This is a genomic window from Wenxinia saemankumensis, from assembly GCF_900141735.1.
In the GTDB taxonomy this organism is placed as follows: Bacteria; Pseudomonadota; Alphaproteobacteria; order Rhodobacterales; family Rhodobacteraceae; genus Wenxinia; species Wenxinia saemankumensis.
This window is the reverse complement of record NZ_FQYO01000002.1, coordinates 620,159-635,022: the sequence shown is the minus strand read 5'-3', so window position 1 is coordinate 635,022 and position 14,864 is coordinate 620,159. Positions and strand designations below refer to the sequence as shown.

The window sequence follows — 14,864 nt, the reverse complement described above, 5'->3', positions numbered from 1 at the left end:
GATCCCGTGAACGCGATCGCCCCGACCCTCGCCTTCTGGTCCGACGACGAGCCGCTGGAATGCGTATCGCGCCTGCCCGAGGCGCCGAACACCGTCACCTTCACCTTCCAGGCGCCGTCCGGCGCGCTGTTCCGCTACCGCCCCGGCCAGTTCATCACGCTGGAGCTGCCGGTGCCGGGCGGGCCGCTGCACCGGACCTACACGATCAGCTCCTCGCCCTCGCGACCGACCTCGCTGACGATCACGGTCCGGGCGCAGCCGGATTCGATCGGCACGCGCTGGATGCTGGACCGCCTGCAGCCGGGCATGCGGCTGAAGGCGACGGGGCCGGGCGGGACCTTCTCGCATCTCGACCACCCGGCGCGGAAGTACCTCTTCATCTCGGCCGGGTCCGGGATCACGCCGATGGTGTCGATGGTGACCCACATGTACGATGCGGGGCGCGATCCCGACATCGTCTTCATCAACTGCGCCCGCCGCCCGTCCGAGATCCTCTTCCGCCAGCGGATGGAGATGATGGCCTCGCGGATCACGGGGATCGAGCTGGCCTGGGTCGTCGCCCAGACCGACCCGTACCAGCCCTGGACCGGTTACCGGGGACGGTTCAACCAGCTGCTGCTGGGCCTCGCCGCGCCCGACTATCTCGAGCGCGAGGTGTTCTGCTGCGGGCCCGAGGCCTTCATGACCGCCGTGCGCGAGGCGCTGGCGGGCCTCGGCTACGACATGGACCGCTACCACCAGGAGAGCTTCCAGGCCCCGGTCGGCCGGACCGGCGACGTGCCGGAGGGGGTGATCCTGGACGAGGACGCGCAGGCCGAGGTGGAGTTCGCGGTCTCCGGCCGGACGATCCGCTGCGCCGAGACCGAGACGCTGCTGGCCGCCGCGCGGGGCGCGGGGCTGGTCATCCCCTCGGGCTGCACCTTCGGCGTCTGCGGCACCTGCAAGGTCCGCAAGACCGAGGGGCAGGTCCACATGGTCCATAACGGCGGCATCACCGAGGAGGACATCGCCGAGGGCTACATCCTCGCCTGCTGCTCGAATCCGCTCGGCCGGGTCGTGATCGAGGCGTGAGGGGGCGCACCCCTCACGTCGCGCCGAGGAGGCGCATCGCGTTCTCCTTGAGGATGAGCGGGCGGACCTCGTCCTTGAACTCCGCCCGGCCGAAGGCGTCGAGCCATTTCTCGGGCGCGATCATCGGCCAGTCCGAGCCGAACAGCATCTTGGTACGCAGCAGCGAATTGGCGTAGCGCACGAGGATCGGCGGGAAGTATTTCGGCGACCAGCCGGAGAGGTCGATATAGACGTTCGGCTTGTGCAGGGCGACGGCCAGCGCCTCTTCCTGCCAGGGAAAGCTGGGATGGGCGGCGATGATCGGCATGTCCGGGAAATCGACGGCCACGTCGTCGAGATGCATCGGGTCCGAATATTTCAGGCGCATCCCGTTGCCGCCCCGCATGCCCGATCCGACCCCGGTCTGGCCGGTATGGAACAGGCCGATGCAGCCGTGCTCGGCCAGCACCTCGTAGAACGGGTAGGCCATCCGGTCGTTGGGGAAGAAGCCCTGCAGCGTGGGGTGAAACTTGAATCCGCGGATCCCGTGCTCCTCGATCAGGCGCCGCGCCTCGCGCACGGCCATCCTGCCCTTCCAGGGGTCGATCGAGACGAAGGGGATGAGGATGTCGTCCTCCCGCGCCACCAGCTCCAGCACCTCGTCGTTGTCGTAGCGGCGGTAGCCCGTCTCGCGCTCGGCATCGACGGGGAAGATCACGGCGGCGATGTTCTGCGCCCGGTAATGGGCGGCGGTCTCGGGAATGGTCGGCGGATGGGTCCAGGGCGCGCCGAAATACCGCGCCATGGTGGTCTGCAGCTCGTCGTAGCCGTCGTCGGCGTGGCAGCCGCAGGGCTCTTCGGCGTGAGTGTGGATGTCGATCGCGCGGACCTTGGAGAAGTCGATCACCGGTGCCTGCCTGCTTCCTTCGTCTGGCATCCAGTCTCTCCGGTCCGGCACGGGGTCTCAAGGGGCGCGGCCGGCGGGGCGCGGGCCGGCGTCCGTGCCGGTGCCCGCCGCCCGCCGCACGCGGGCGAGACGCCCGTCGCCAGCGCAGGACGAAAGGCGGACGGCCGCGGCCGGGGGACCCACGCCGGTCCGGCCGGGAGCGCGGCCAATCCCGGGCCGCGGCCGCCCGGCCCGCCCATGCCGGCATTCCCGGCCCCTGTCGGCAAGGCCCCCGCCCCCCTCCGGTGACCGCGCCCGGCCTGCCCCGCCGCCCGTGCGGGCCGGGGGTCCCGCAGCCACGTCACTCCCGTCCGGCCCTGCGCGCGCTTGAGGTTCCCCGATGTCTCGCCTAGCGTGGCGTTCACAAACGGGTGCGGTTCCGCGAGGGACCGGCCTGCCCCGACGCCCGGCAAGGGTGCGGGGTCCACGACACACAGGGAGACTTCGATGACGAAGCTTTTCACCACGACCGCGCTGTCGGTGCTGTGCCTCGCCGGCGCCGCCTCGGCCCAGACGCTGGTCTACTGCTCCGAGGCGAGCCCCGAGGGGTTCGATCCGGCGCTCTACACCTCCGGCACGACGTTCGACGCCTCGTCGCACACCGTCTACGACCACCTCGTCGAGTTCGAGACCGGCACGACTAACGTCGTCCCCGGCCTGGCCGAGAGCTGGGAGGTGTCGGAGGACGGGATGACCTACACCTTCAATCTGCGTGAAGGGGTCAAGTTCCACTCCAACGACATGTTCACCCCGTCGCGTGACCTGACGGCCGAGGACGTGATCTACTCGTTCCAGCGCCAGATCGATACCGAGGGCACCTGGGAATACTTCCAGTCCATGGGCATGGGCGATCTCATCGAATCGATGGAAGCGCCGGACGACCTGACCGTCGTCTTCAACCTGACCCGCCCCGAGGCGCCCTTCATCGCCAACATGGCGATGGACTTCGCCTCGATCGTCTCGGCCGAATACGCCCAGGCGATGGAAGAGGCCGGCACGCCCGAGATGGTCAACCAGCAGCCCATCGGCACCGGGCCGTTCGAATTCGTCGACTACCAGACCGACGCCGTGATCCGCTACGCCGCGAACGAGGACTACTTCGTCGAGGGCGTGCCGCGGGTCGAGAACCTGGTCTTCGCGATCACGCCCGACGCCTCCGTGCGCTACCAGCGCCTGCAGGCCGGCGAGTGCCACGTCATGCCCTACCCCGCCCCGGCCGATGTCGAGGCGATGCAGGCGGACGAGAACATCGTCGTGATGGAGCAGGAAGGCCTGAACGTCGGCTACCTCGCCTACAACACGCAGCAGGCGCCGTTCGACAATCCGGATGTCCGCCGCGCGCTGAACATGGCGATCGACAAGCAGGCGATCATCGACGTGGTCTTCCAGGGCTCCGGCCAGGCCGCGACCAACCCGATCCCGCCGACCATGTGGTCGTACAACGAGAGCATCGAGGACGACCCCTACGATCCCGAGGCGGCGCGCCAGATGCTCGCCGATGCGGGCGTCGAGGATCTGTCGATGCGGATCTGGGCGATGCCGGTGCAGCGTCCCTACAACCCGAACGCCCGCCGCATGGCCGAGCTGATCCAGGAGGATTTCTCCGAGATCGGCGTCGACGTCGAGATCGTCTCCTACGAGTGGGGCGAGTATCTCGAGCGGTCCTCGGCCGTCGACCGTGACGGCGCGGTGCTGCTGGGCTGGACCGGCGACAACGGCGATCCGGACAACTTCCTGGCCGTGCTGCTGGGCTGCGACGGCGTCGGCGCCTCGAACCGCGCCCAGTGGTGCCACGAGCCCTTCCAGGAGCTGATCGACGAGGCCAAGACCCTGCCGACGCAGGAAGAGCGCACGCCGCTCTACGAAGAGGCCCAGGTCATCTTCAAGGAGCAGGCCCCGTGGGCGACCATCGCGCATTCGGTCGTCTTCATGCCGATGCGCCCGGAGGTGGAGAACTACGTCGTGCACCCGCTCGGCGGCCACATCTTCCACGAGGTCGGCCTCGCGGAGTGATCCGCGGCCCGCTCTGACACGCGACACCGGCGGGGCCCCTTGCGGCCCCGCCGGACATTTCCGGGAAGCTTTCCATGACAGACCGTTACGCCCCGCTCCGGCAGGTGGCCCGGGACCTCGACGTCGAGGCCGTGGCCCTCGTGCCGGGCGCGACCTTCACCAGGGTGATGGGCCAGTCCTTCGGCACCAACGAACGCCCCCTCGTGGTGATCGTGCCGGTCGACGGCGCCCCCGCGGCGATCGTCCCCCAGCTGGAACTGCAATCCTGGGCGCTGACCGGCTTCGAGGGCGAGGTCTTCGACTGGCGCGACCAGACCGGATACACGGGCGCCTTCGAGGCGCTCGCCCGGGCGATGCCGCTGCGCTCCCTCGCCGTCGAGGGCCAGGTGATGCGCGTCTTCGTCCATCACGCGCTGGCCCGGGCGCATCCGGGGCTGCGCCTCGTCGATGCCGAGACGCAGATCGCGGGCCTGCGCCTGCACAAGACCGAAGAGGAGGTTGCCGCCCTCCTCCGCGCCAACGAGATTTCCGAGGCCGCGCTCGGCGAGGTGCTGGACGGCGTGCGCATCGGCCAGACCGAGGCCGAGATCCGCGCCCGCCTGATCGCCGCGCTCTTCGCCCACGGGGCCGAGGGGAACGCCTTCGGCCCGATCGTCCTCGCCGCCGACAATTCCGCCCGCGCCCACGGCCATGCCAGGGCCGATTACGCCCTGCAGGACGGCGACGCGCTGCTGGTCGATTTCGGCGCGGTCTGGGGGGGCCTCAACGCCGACATCACCCGCACCTTCTTCGTCGGCCACGCCACGGACGAGGCGCGCGAGGTCTACGACCTGGTCCGGCGCGCCAACGCGGTCGGCCACGAGGTGACGAAGGCCGGCGCGACCGCCCACGATGTCGACGATGCGGTGATGCAGGTGCTGGAGGCCAGCCCCTACGCGGATCACATCGGGTCCAAGACCGGACACGGGCTGGGGCGCGACGTCCACGAGGCGCCCTACATCATGCGCGGCAACCATCAGGTGCTCGAGCCGGGGATGGTCTTCACCAACGAGCCGTCCCTCCTGATCGCCGGCAGGTTCGGCGTCAGGATCGAGGACGACCTGCTGGTGACGGAGGGCGGCAACCGCTCCCTCACCTCCTTTCCCCGCGATCTCAGGGTGGTCGGCTGATGCTCAAGTTCGCGCTCTCGCGCCTGTTCACCTTCATCCCGACCTTCATCGGCGTGGCGGTCATCTCCTTCGGCTTCATTCGCGTCCTGCCGGGCGACCCGATCGTCGTCATGGCCGGCGAGCGGGGCCTCAGCGAGGAGCGCTATGCTGCCCTCCAGCAGCAGTTCGGCTTCGACCGGCCGATCTACGTCCAGTTCTGGGACTACCTGACGGGCATCTTCCAGGGCGATCTCGGCAACAGCTTCGTCACCAACCGCCCGGTCTGGGACGAATTCTTCACCCTCTTCCCCGCGACGCTGGAGCTTTCGCTCTGCGCCATCATCTTCGCCGTCGCCATCGGCCTGCCGGCCGGCGTCATCGCGGCGGTGAACCGGGGCAAGTTCTTCGACCGGTTCCTGATGTCGGGCGCGCTGATCGGTTATTCGATGCCGATCTTCTGGTGGGCGCTGCTGCTGATCGTCGTGGTTTCGGGATGGCTGGGCTGGACGCCGGTCTCGGGGCGGATCGGGCTGATGTACTTCTTCGACGACGTGACCGGCTTCATGACGATCGACAGCCTCCTCTCGGGACAGGACGGCGCCTTCGCCAGCGCCCTCAGCCACCTGATCCTGCCGACGATCGTGCTGGGGACGATCCCGCTGGCGGTCATCGCCCGGCAGACCCGCTCGGCCATGCTCGAGGTGCTGAGCGAGGACTACATCCGCACCGCCCGCGCCAAGGGCCTCGGCCCGCGCCGGGTCAACGGCGTGCACGCGCTGCGCAACGCGCTCATCCCGGTGGTCACGGTGATCGGCCTCAGCGTCGGCACGCTGCTCGCCGGCGCCATCCTGACCGAGACGATCTTCTCCTGGCCGGGCATCGGCAAATGGATGGTCGATTCGATCTTCCGCCGCGACTACCCCGTCGTGCAGGGCGCCCTGCTGCTGATCGCGGTGATCGTCATGCTCGTGAACCTGACCGTCGACGTGCTCTACGGCCTCATCAACCCCAAGATCCGGAGCCGCTGAGATGTCCGACGCCTCCTCCGCGACCGCCCGCTCGGTCCCCACGGGCCGCCCCGGCCGCCTGAAGGAGTTCTGGGGCTACTTCAAGGAGAACCGCGGCGCCGTGATGGGCCTGTGGGTCTTCGCGGTCTTCGTGCTGATCGCGATCTTCGCCCCCCTGATCGCGCCCTACGATCCCACGGTCCAGTTCCGGGGCAACACGCTCCAGCCCCCCGCCTGGCAGGAGGGCGGTCAGTGGCAGTTCCCGCTCGGTACCGACGCGGTGGGGCGCGACATGCTGAGCCGACTGCTGCACGGCGCGCGCTACTCGTTCTTCGTCGGGATCGTCGTCGTGGTGATCGCCGCGACGGGCGGCATCGTGATCGGCCTGATCGCGGGTTTCGCGCCGAAATGGCTCGACACCCTCATCATGCGGCTGATGGACATCATCCTCGCCTTCCCCTCCCTCCTGCTCGCGTTGGTGCTGGTGGCGATCCTGGGCCCGTCGCTGCTGAACGCGATGATCGCCATCGCGCTGGTGCTGCAGCCCCATTACGTGCGCCTGACCCGGGCCAGCGTGCTGAACGAGCGGACGAAGGACTACGTCATCGCCGCCCGGGTCGCGGGGGCCAAATGGCCGCGGCAGATGTTCGTGACCGTCCTGCCGAACTGCCTGGGGCCGATCATCGTGCAGGCGGCGCTGTCCTTCTCGACCGCGATCCTCGACGCCGCGGCGCTCGGCTTCCTCGGCATGGGCGCGCAGCCCCCGACCCCGGAATGGGGCACGATGCTCGCCGACAGCCGCGAGTTCATCCTGCGCGCCTGGTGGGTCGTGACCCTGCCGGGCCTGTGCATCCTCGTCACGGTGCTGGCGATCAACCTGATGGGCGACGGGCTGCGCGACGCGCTGGATCCGAAGCTGCGGCGGAGTTGATTGTGGAGCGTTGACCGGCCGATTTTCCGTAACTACATAAAATGGCGGTCGAGTATGACGAGGAGAAGCGGCAGGCGTCCCGGAAGGCGCGCGGCCCGGACATGGCGAGGGCGGGCGAGGTGTTCGACGGCCCGACGATCAGCCAGCCGGACGACCGGCGCGACTACGGCGAGTTCAGGACGATCACGATCGGACTGCTCGATGGAAGAATGGTGGTCCTCATATGGACCATGCGCGGCGCCCGGCGCCGCGTCATCTCGATGAGGAAGGCGAATGACCGAGAACAGAACCGCTTCGGCCCGCGTCTCTGCTGACGGCTTGGACAGGGATGACGAGATCATTCCCGACCTGGCGGATGAGCCCTGGGCCAGCCGTTTCGACGCCGCCCCCCTGCGCCGGGGCCGCCCCCGCGCGGCCAGTCCCAAGGTACAGACGACCCTGCGTCTTGATCCGGAGGTGGTCGACAGCTTCAAGGCGGACGGTCCCGGTTGGCAGACCCGGATGAACGACGCCCTGCGCAAGGCGGCGGGTCTATGAGTCTCCTCAACGTCCGCAATCTCTCCGTGACCTTCCAGACCGGCGGCGGGTTGCTGCGCGCCGTGGACGGCGTCGACGTGTCCGTGGAACCCGGCGAGATCCTCGCAATCGTGGGCGAGAGCGGGTCCGGCAAGTCGGTCTCGATGCTCGCCGTGATGGGCCTGCTGCCCTGGACGGCCGGGATCACCGCCGACGAGATGAGCTTCGACGGGCAGGACCTGCGGTCGATGTCCGCCCGCGCCCGGCGCCGGATCATCGGCAAGGACATCTCGATGATCTTCCAGGAACCGATGTCCTCGCTCAATCCCTGCTTCACCGTGGGGATGCAGATCCGCGAGGCGCTGCGCCAGCATACCGACCTCGACCGCAAGGGCCGGCACGCCCGCTGCATCGAGCTGTTCGAGATGGTCGGCATCCCCGACCCCGAACGCCGGCTCGGCGCGTTTCCCCACCAGCTCTCGGGGGGGATGAACCAGCGGGCGATGATCGCCATGGCCATCGCCTGCCGGCCGCGTCTGCTGATCGCGGACGAGCCGACGACCGCGCTCGACGTGACGATCCAGGCGCAGATCCTCGACCTGCTGACGGGGCTGCAGAAGGAGACGGGGATGGGCCTCATCCTCATCACCCACGACATGGGCGTCGTGGCCGAGACGGCGGAGCGCGTCGCCGTGCAGTATGCCGGCCAGAAGGTCGAGGAGCAGCAGGTCGCGCAGCTCTTCGAGACGCCGCACCATCCCTATACCGCCGCCCTGCTCGCCGCCCTGCCCGAACGGGCGACCGAGCGGCGCCTGCCGACCATTCCGGGCGTCGTGCCCGGCCTGCACGACCGGCCCGAGGGCTGCCTCTTCTCGCCGCGCTGCAAGTTCGCGGACGAACGCTGCCGCACCGTGCCGCCGCCCGTCCAGCCGCCCGCGATCGGCCTCGCCCGCTGCCACTACCCGCTCGCCGTGCCCGCCGGGGAGGAGACCGCATGAACCAGACCGTCCTGAAGGCCACGGATCTCTCCCGCGACTACGAGGTGGGCGGGGGCCTGTTCTCCAAGCCCGGCATCGTGCGCGCCGTCGCCGACGTGTCCTTCGAGGTGCAGGCCGGAAAGACGCTCGCCGTCGTCGGCGAGAGCGGCTGCGGCAAGTCCACCCTCGCCCGGCTGGTCACCATGATCGAGGCGCCGACCGGCGGCTCGTTCACTCTCGCCGGGACGGAGGTGACGCCGGAGAAGTGGTCCGACCTGCGCACCGACATCCAGATCGTCTTCCAGGACCCCTACGGATCGCTCAACCTGCGCCAGCGCGTCGGCCAGATCCTGGAGGAGCCGCTGAAGATCAACCGACCGGAGATCGGCGCGAAGGAGCGGCGCGAGAAGGCGCGCGAGATGATGCGCCTCGTCGGCCTGCGCGAGGAATACATCGACCGCTACCCGCACATGTTCTCCGGCGGGCAGCGCCAGCGGATCGCGGTCGGCCGCGCGCTGATGCTCGAGCCGAAGCTGCTGGTGCTGGACGAGCCGGTCTCGGCGCTGGACCTGTCGATCCAGAGCCAGATCCTGAACCTGCTGCTGGATCTGCAGGAGCGGCTCGACCTGGCCTATCTCTTCATCAGCCACGACCTGTCCGTGGTGCGCCACGTCGCGGACGACGTCGCGGTGATGTATCTCGGCCGGATGGTCGAGAAGGGGAGCAAGGACGACGTCTTCACCGCCCCGCGCCACCCCTATACCCGCGCCCTCCTCTCGGCGACGCCGAAGGCCGATCCCCGGGCGGAGCGTGGCCGCATCCGCCTGTCGGGCGAGCTGCCCTCGCCGCTGAACGTGCCGCCCGGCTGCCCCTTCGCGCCGCGCTGCTGGAAGGCCGAGGACAAGTGCCGCCGCGACCGGCCCCGGCTGGACGGGGGCCCCCAACCCGTGGCCTGCCACTTCCCCGAGGCGCCCCAGCCGGGCGCCGCCGGCCGCGCCGAGCCCGCGACCGCCTGAGGCGCCGCCGCCCGCCGCGCCCCCGCGCGCGGAAGGTCCGTTCGGGACGGCACCGCCCCCGGCCCCCCGCGGCGCCCGCCGCGCAGCGGCGCCGCGGGGCACGGCGCCACCCGCCATCCCCTTCGCACGGATCCCGGATACCCCCAGTAGGATGCCGGCAGCGGCGGGCCTTCCGGGTGCCTTCGCGCTGGCCGCCTCGCGATCCGCCGCAATGTCGGACAAAGCGATTGACTTTGTCTGACATTGAGGCTTCCATCGCGTCATGCCCGTTCATGCGACTTCCCCGCGCCCCGCCGCCGGCCCGGCCCCCCGGACCCGGGACGTGGCCGACGATCTGGCGGAACTGGTCGTCGAGGCGGGCCTCTCCCCCGGCGACCGCCTGCCGCCGGAGGTGGAGATCGCCCGCCGGCTCGGCGTCAGCCGCGCCAAGCTGCGCGAGGCGATGACGGCGTGGAGCCGGATGGGCATCGTCCGCCGCAACCGCGGCGGCGGCACCATCCTCACCGCGCCGGTAGCGGGCCGCACCATGGCGATTCCGCTCGCCATCAGCCTCGAGGCCGAGAGCCTGCTGCGGATGCTGGCCGTGCGCCGCCCGCTCGAGATCGAGGCCGTACGCCTCGCCGCCCGCGACGCCACGCCCGAGGCGCGCGACCGGATCCGCGCCCGGATGCTGGCCCTGATGGAAAGCTACGAGGCCGGCGAGGACTGGCGCGGGGCGGACCACGCCTTTCATGCCGCGATCCACGACGCGACCGGCAACCCGCTCTTCGGGCAGCTGATCCAGCAGCTCCAGCGCACCTTCGAGGAGGTCTATTCGGCCCCCTTCGGCATGCCGCAGCTCGGCTCGGACACGATCCCGCTGCACCGCGATCTCGCCGAGGCCGTCGCCTCCGGCGATGCGGAGGGCGGTGTCGCGGCGATCACCCGCATCCTCGACGAGACCCGGCGCGCCGCGCGCGCCGTGGTGGAGAGCCTGACATGACCGACCGCCCCTCCGTCGCGACGCGCCTCGCCCGGCCTTGGGGGTCCCCCTCCGGCCCGGTGACGCCGCCGATCCACCAGACCTCGCTCTTCACCTTCGACGATTACGCCGCCTTCGAGGCGCGGATGGCGGGCGAGACGGACGAGCCCCTCTATACCCGCGTGCAGAACCCCACCGTCTCCGAGTTCGAGCGGATGATGGCGGATCTCGAAGGGGGCGAGGCGGCCGTCGCCTTCGCCTCCGGCATGGGCGCGATCTCGGCCGCGATCATGGCGCTGATCCGACCCGGCATGCGGGTGGCCTGCGTCGAGCATGTCTATCCCGACGCCTACCGCCTGCTCGAGCGGATGATGGCCCCCGCCGGGGTGACGGTCGAGTACATGCCCGTCGACGCGATGACGGAACCCGGTGCGCTGGATGGCTACGACGTGGCTTATCTGGAAAGCCCGACCTCGATGACGCTGGATGTCGCGGATCTGGGCGCCATCGCCCGCGTGGCCAAGGCGGCGGGCTGCCTCACGATCCACGACAATTCCTGGGCCACCCCGCTGCATCAGCGCCCGCTGGAGCTGGGGATCGATGTCGTGGTGCATTCGGCGTCGAAATACATCTCGGGCCATTCGGACACCGTGGCCGGTGTGGTCGTCGCCTCCGCCTCGCTGGTGGCGAAGCTGCGCGACCTGACCCTGCCGATGCTGGGCGCCAAGCTGGCCCCGTTCGAGGCCTGGCTGCTGATCCGGGGTCTGCGCACGCTGGTGCCCCGGATGCGGATGCACGAGGCGACGGCGAACCTCTTCGTCGACCGCCTGGCCGGGCTGCGGCAGGTGACGCGGGTGCGCTCCCCGGGGCCGAACGTCGTGCCGGGGATCACCGGCCGGTCCGGCCTGCTCTCGATCGAACTGGCGGACGGGGTCGACATCCCCCGCCTCGCCGACGGCTTGAGGCATTTCCGCCTCGGCGTCAGCTGGGGCGGCTTCGAGAGCCTGATCGTGCCCGCCTCGATCAGCCTGAGGCAATCGGGCGAGAAGAACGCCGCCCAGCGCTTCGGCGTCTCCCCCCGGCTCGTCCGACTGTCGCTGGGGCTGGAGGACGCCGAGGAGCTCTGGACCGATTTCGAGGGGGCGCTGGCCGCCGCCACCGGCTGAGACACGATCGGCGCCCGCACGGCGCCGCACCGGATCACCAAGGCCCGCCAAGAGGCCGCATCACCAAGCGAAAGGGAGTGACCATGACACGCAGACTGACAACCCTGGCCGGCGCCTCGGCGCTGGCGCTGATCGCGGGCGGCGCGGCCGCCGACGATCTGACCCTGGTCGAGGTCATCACCTCGCCCGAGCGGACCGAGGTGCTGGAAGGCATCGTCTCCGCCTGGGAGGAGGAGACCGGCCACAATGTCGAGATCGTGAGCCTGCCCTGGGGCCAGGCCTTCGAGACGCTGGCCACGATGGTGGCGGGCGGCGACATCCCCGACATCGTCGAGATGCCCGAGCGCTGGATGGCGCTCTATTCCGGCGCGGGCCAGCTGATGGATCTCGCCCCGCTGCAGGACAGCTGGGAGGATTACGGCACCCTGACCGAGCAGACGGTCAACATGGGCTCGATGTCGGCCGGCGGCCGGCTCGAGATGATCCCCTACGGCTTCTACCTGCGGGCCATGTTCTACAACAAGGACCTGCTGGCCGAGGCGGGCATCGACACGCCCCCCGGCACGATGGAGGAGTTCGTGGCCGCGGCCCAGGCCGTCAGCGAGCTCGAGGGCAAGTCCGGCTACTGCCTGCGCGGCGGACCCGGCGGGACCGGCGGCTGGCTGATGTTCGCGGCCGCGATGAACGACAGCGCCGAGTTCTTCGACGCCGAGGGCAACTCGACGATGGATTCCGAGGGATCGGTCGCGGGCCTGCAGATGATGATCGACCTCTACCAGTCGGGCGCCGCACCCCGCGACAGCGTCAACTGGGGCTTCAACGAGATCGTCGCCGGCTTCTACTCGGGCACCTGTGCCTTCCTCGACCAGGATCCCGACGCGCTGATCGGCATCAGCGACCGGATGGACGCCGAGAGCTTCGCCGTCATGCCGATGCCCGTCGGACCCGGCGGCCACGCCTACCCGACCATCGGCTTCGCCGGCTGGTCGGTCTTCAACACGACCGAGTCGCCCGAGGCGGCGATGGACCTCGTCGGGCATCTGTCCAACCCCGAGAACAACGCCACCTGGGCGCAGTTCGTCGGCGTGATCCCGATCCACGAGGGGGCCGACCAGGATCCCTATTTCCAGACCGAGCAGTTCGCCGGCTGGTTCGAGACCCTGAACAACCCGGACACCTACATCCCGCTGCTGCCGCCCGCCTATCTCGAAGGCTACGGCTATTTCGCCGACAGCCTGTCGATCGAGACCGGGCAGGAGGCGCTGCTGGGCGACCTCACCGCAGAGGAGCTGGCCGATCAATGGGCGCAGTACCTGACGGACGAATACGCCGCCTATCAGGCCGCGCAGGCGCAGTGACGGGGTGACCGCGAACCATGAAATCCCCGCCCCCGGAGCGATCCGGGGGCGGCTCTCGGGCGGCTATGCCCGGATGGTGGCCGAGCCCTGGCTCTACCTGCTGCCCGCGCTGCTGCTCGTCGGCCTCGTCATCCTGGTGCCGCTGGCGATCGGGATCGGCTATTCCTTCCGCGAATTCACGCTGCTGCGGCCGGGCGCCGCGGAATGGGTGGGCTTCGAGAACTACCGCGACATCTGGGGCGATGCGAAGTTCTGGCGGACGCTGAAGAACACCTTCGTCTGGACCGGCGTGAGCCTGTTCTTCCAGTTCTTCCTCGGTCTCGGCCTCGCGCTGCTGCTGAACAACGGCTTCAGGGGGCGGCGCGTCGTGCAGGCGGTCGTCTTCCTTCCCTGGGCGGTGCCGACCTTCCTGATCGGCCTCAACTTCCAGTGGCTCTTCAATCCGATCATCGGGCCGCTGCCGCACTGGATGTATGCGCTGGGAATGATCGAGGAGCCCTACAACATCCTCGGCAATCCCGACACGGCGCTCTACGGCCCCGTTCTCGCGAATGTCTGGTACGGCGTGCCGTTCTTCGCGATCACGCTGCTGGCCGCCCTCTCGTCGATTCCGGGCGAGCTCTACGAGGCGGCCGAGATCGACGGCGCCTCGCCCTGGCAGGCCTTCGTCAAGATCACCCTGCCCTTCCTCGGGCCCATGATCGCGATCACCGTCATGCTGCGCGCCATCTGGATCGCGAACTTCGCGGACCTCATCTACGTGATGACCGGCGGCGGGCCGGCCAATTCCACGCAGATCCTGTCCAGCTACATCTTCACCACCGCCTTCCGACAGCTCGATTTCGGGCATGCCTCGGCCATCGCGGTCGCTCTGCTGATCCTTCTGATGATCTATTCGGCGATCCTGCTGACCATCCGCAGCAGACTGGTGAAGACATGAGCGTCCGGGCCCGCAATCCCGTCCTCGGCGTGCTGAAATACGCGGCCGTCGCGTTCTACGTCGTCTTCGCGCTGTTCCCGCTCTACTGGCTGGTCAAGATCGCGGTGACGCCGGAGCGGCTGATCTATTCCGAGGGCACGCGGATGTGGCCCTCCGCCGCGACCTGGGACAACTTCGCGGCAGTCCTGAGCAGCGACTTCATGCTGTTCTTCCGCAACTCGGTGATCGTCTCGCTCTCGACCGCGGTCGCAACCGCCCTCGTCGCGGCGGCGGCGGGCTATTGCTTCTCGCGCTTCGCCTTCCGGGGGAAGCGTTGGGTCATGGCCCTTCTGCTGCTGACGCAGATGTTCCCGCTCCTGATGATCATCGCGCCGATCTACCGGATCGTCGCCGCGCTCGGCCTGCTCAACACGCTGACCTCGCTGATCGTCGTCTACACCGCCTTCAACGTCGCCTTCGCCACCTTCCTGATGCAGAGCTTCTTCGACGGGATCCCCAAGGATCTGGAAGAGGCCGCGATGATCGACGGCTGCACGCGCCTTCAGGCCCTGCGCAAGGTGATCCTGCCGCTCACCCTGCCCGGCCTCGGCGCGACGCTGGGCTTCGTCTTCACCGCCGCCTGGTCGGAGATCCTGTTCGCGCTCATGCTGATCCGCGCGGACGACCGGATGACCTTCCCGGTGGGCCTGCTCTCCTTCGTATCGAAGTTCTCGGTCGACTGGGGGCAGATGATGGCCGCGGGGGTGCTGGCCCTGATCCCCTCCTGCCTCTTCTTCGCATTCATTCAGCGCTATCTGGTGCAGGGGCTCACCAGCGGCGCCGTGAAGGGCTGATC

15 protein-coding genes are annotated in these 14,864 nt (G+C 69.2%); 14 read left to right on the top strand and 1 reads right to left on the bottom strand.

The features are described from left to right. Nucleotides 1–6 precede the first annotated feature (6 nt). A complete protein-coding gene (locus tag BUE30_RS06875; protein WP_073327366.1) occupies nt 7–1,071 on the top strand; it encodes an FAD-binding oxidoreductase in 1,065 nt (354 codons plus the stop codon). A 13-nt stretch (nt 1,072–1,084) separates the two neighbouring features. Here the strand turns inward: BUE30_RS06875 and BUE30_RS06870 are convergent, their stop codons facing one another. Beyond that, complete coding sequence (locus tag BUE30_RS06870; RefSeq protein WP_073327363.1) at nt 1,085–1,957, bottom strand: amidohydrolase family protein; 873 nt, start codon at nt 1,955–1,957, stop codon at nt 1,085–1,087. A 486-nt stretch (nt 1,958–2,443) separates the two neighbouring features. Here BUE30_RS06870 and BUE30_RS06865 point away from each other — a divergent pair, with 486 nt between their 5' ends. The 13 genes from BUE30_RS06865 (at nt 2,444) to BUE30_RS06805 (ending at nt 14,862) form a co-directional block, all read left to right on the top strand. Further along, nucleotides 2,444–4,009 carry an ABC transporter substrate-binding protein gene (locus tag BUE30_RS06865; protein WP_073327360.1) on the top strand — a complete coding sequence of 522 codons (1,566 nt, stop codon included), beginning with the start codon at nt 2,444–2,446 and terminating at the stop codon, nt 4,007–4,009. A gap of 74 nt (nt 4,010–4,083) precedes the next feature. After that, nucleotides 4,084–5,178 carry a M24 family metallopeptidase gene (locus BUE30_RS06860; protein ID WP_073327357.1) on the top strand — a complete coding sequence of 365 codons (1,095 nt, stop codon included), beginning with the start codon at nt 4,084–4,086 and terminating at the stop codon, nt 5,176–5,178. Beyond that, nucleotides 5,178–6,185: an ABC transporter permease subunit gene (locus BUE30_RS06855; RefSeq protein ID WP_073327354.1), complete on the top strand. Its 1,008-nt coding sequence runs from the start codon at nt 5,178–5,180 to the stop codon at nt 6,183–6,185. The genes BUE30_RS06860 and BUE30_RS06855 overlap by 1 nt, the downstream gene beginning before the upstream one ends. Nucleotide 6,186: 1 nt before the next feature. Further along, nucleotides 6,187–7,095: an ABC transporter permease subunit gene (locus BUE30_RS06850; protein WP_073327351.1), complete on the top strand. Its 909-nt coding sequence runs from the start codon at nt 6,187–6,189 to the stop codon at nt 7,093–7,095. Between the two features lie 41 nt (nt 7,096–7,136). After that, entirely contained in the window at nt 7,137–7,409 is a 273-nt protein-coding gene (locus tag BUE30_RS06845; RefSeq protein WP_073327349.1) for a BrnT family toxin, read from the top strand. Beyond that, nucleotides 7,369–7,632 carry a BrnA antitoxin family protein gene (locus tag BUE30_RS06840; protein WP_073327346.1) on the top strand — a complete coding sequence of 88 codons (264 nt, stop codon included), beginning with the start codon at nt 7,369–7,371 and terminating at the stop codon, nt 7,630–7,632. The genes BUE30_RS06845 and BUE30_RS06840 overlap by 41 nt, the downstream gene beginning before the upstream one ends. After that, nucleotides 7,629–8,609 (top strand): ABC transporter ATP-binding protein, encoded by a 981-nt coding sequence (locus BUE30_RS06835; protein WP_073327343.1) that lies wholly within the window; start codon nt 7,629–7,631, stop codon nt 8,607–8,609. The genes BUE30_RS06840 and BUE30_RS06835 overlap by 4 nt, the downstream gene beginning before the upstream one ends. Further along, on the top strand, nt 8,606–9,604 hold the full coding sequence (locus BUE30_RS06830) for an ABC transporter ATP-binding protein (protein WP_073327340.1): 999 nt from the start codon (nt 8,606–8,608) through the stop codon (nt 9,602–9,604). Before BUE30_RS06835 ends, BUE30_RS06830 begins: the two co-directional genes overlap by 4 nt. Nucleotides 9,605–9,926: 322 nt before the next feature. Further along, nucleotides 9,927–10,586 (top strand): FadR/GntR family transcriptional regulator, encoded by a 660-nt coding sequence (locus BUE30_RS06825; RefSeq protein ID WP_139300499.1) that lies wholly within the window; start codon nt 9,927–9,929, stop codon nt 10,584–10,586. Continuing rightward, the gene (locus tag BUE30_RS06820; RefSeq protein WP_073327334.1) at nt 10,583–11,731 is read left to right on the top strand and encodes an aminotransferase class I/II-fold pyridoxal phosphate-dependent enzyme; all 1,149 of its coding nucleotides are present in this window, start codon (nt 10,583–10,585) and stop codon (nt 11,729–11,731) included. Before BUE30_RS06825 ends, BUE30_RS06820 begins: the two co-directional genes overlap by 4 nt. Nucleotides 11,732–11,814: 83 nt before the next feature. Continuing rightward, nucleotides 11,815–13,089: an ABC transporter substrate-binding protein gene (locus BUE30_RS06815; protein WP_073327331.1), complete on the top strand. Its 1,275-nt coding sequence runs from the start codon at nt 11,815–11,817 to the stop codon at nt 13,087–13,089. Nucleotides 13,090–13,093: 4 nt separating this feature from the next. Next, on the top strand, nt 13,094–14,029 hold the full coding sequence (locus tag BUE30_RS06810; protein WP_244526288.1) for a carbohydrate ABC transporter permease: 936 nt from the start codon (nt 13,094–13,096) through the stop codon (nt 14,027–14,029). Further along, nucleotides 14,026–14,862: a carbohydrate ABC transporter permease gene (locus tag BUE30_RS06805; protein WP_073327325.1), complete on the top strand. Its 837-nt coding sequence runs from the start codon at nt 14,026–14,028 to the stop codon at nt 14,860–14,862. The genes BUE30_RS06810 and BUE30_RS06805 overlap by 4 nt, the downstream gene beginning before the upstream one ends. Nucleotides 14,863–14,864 lie beyond the last annotated feature (2 nt).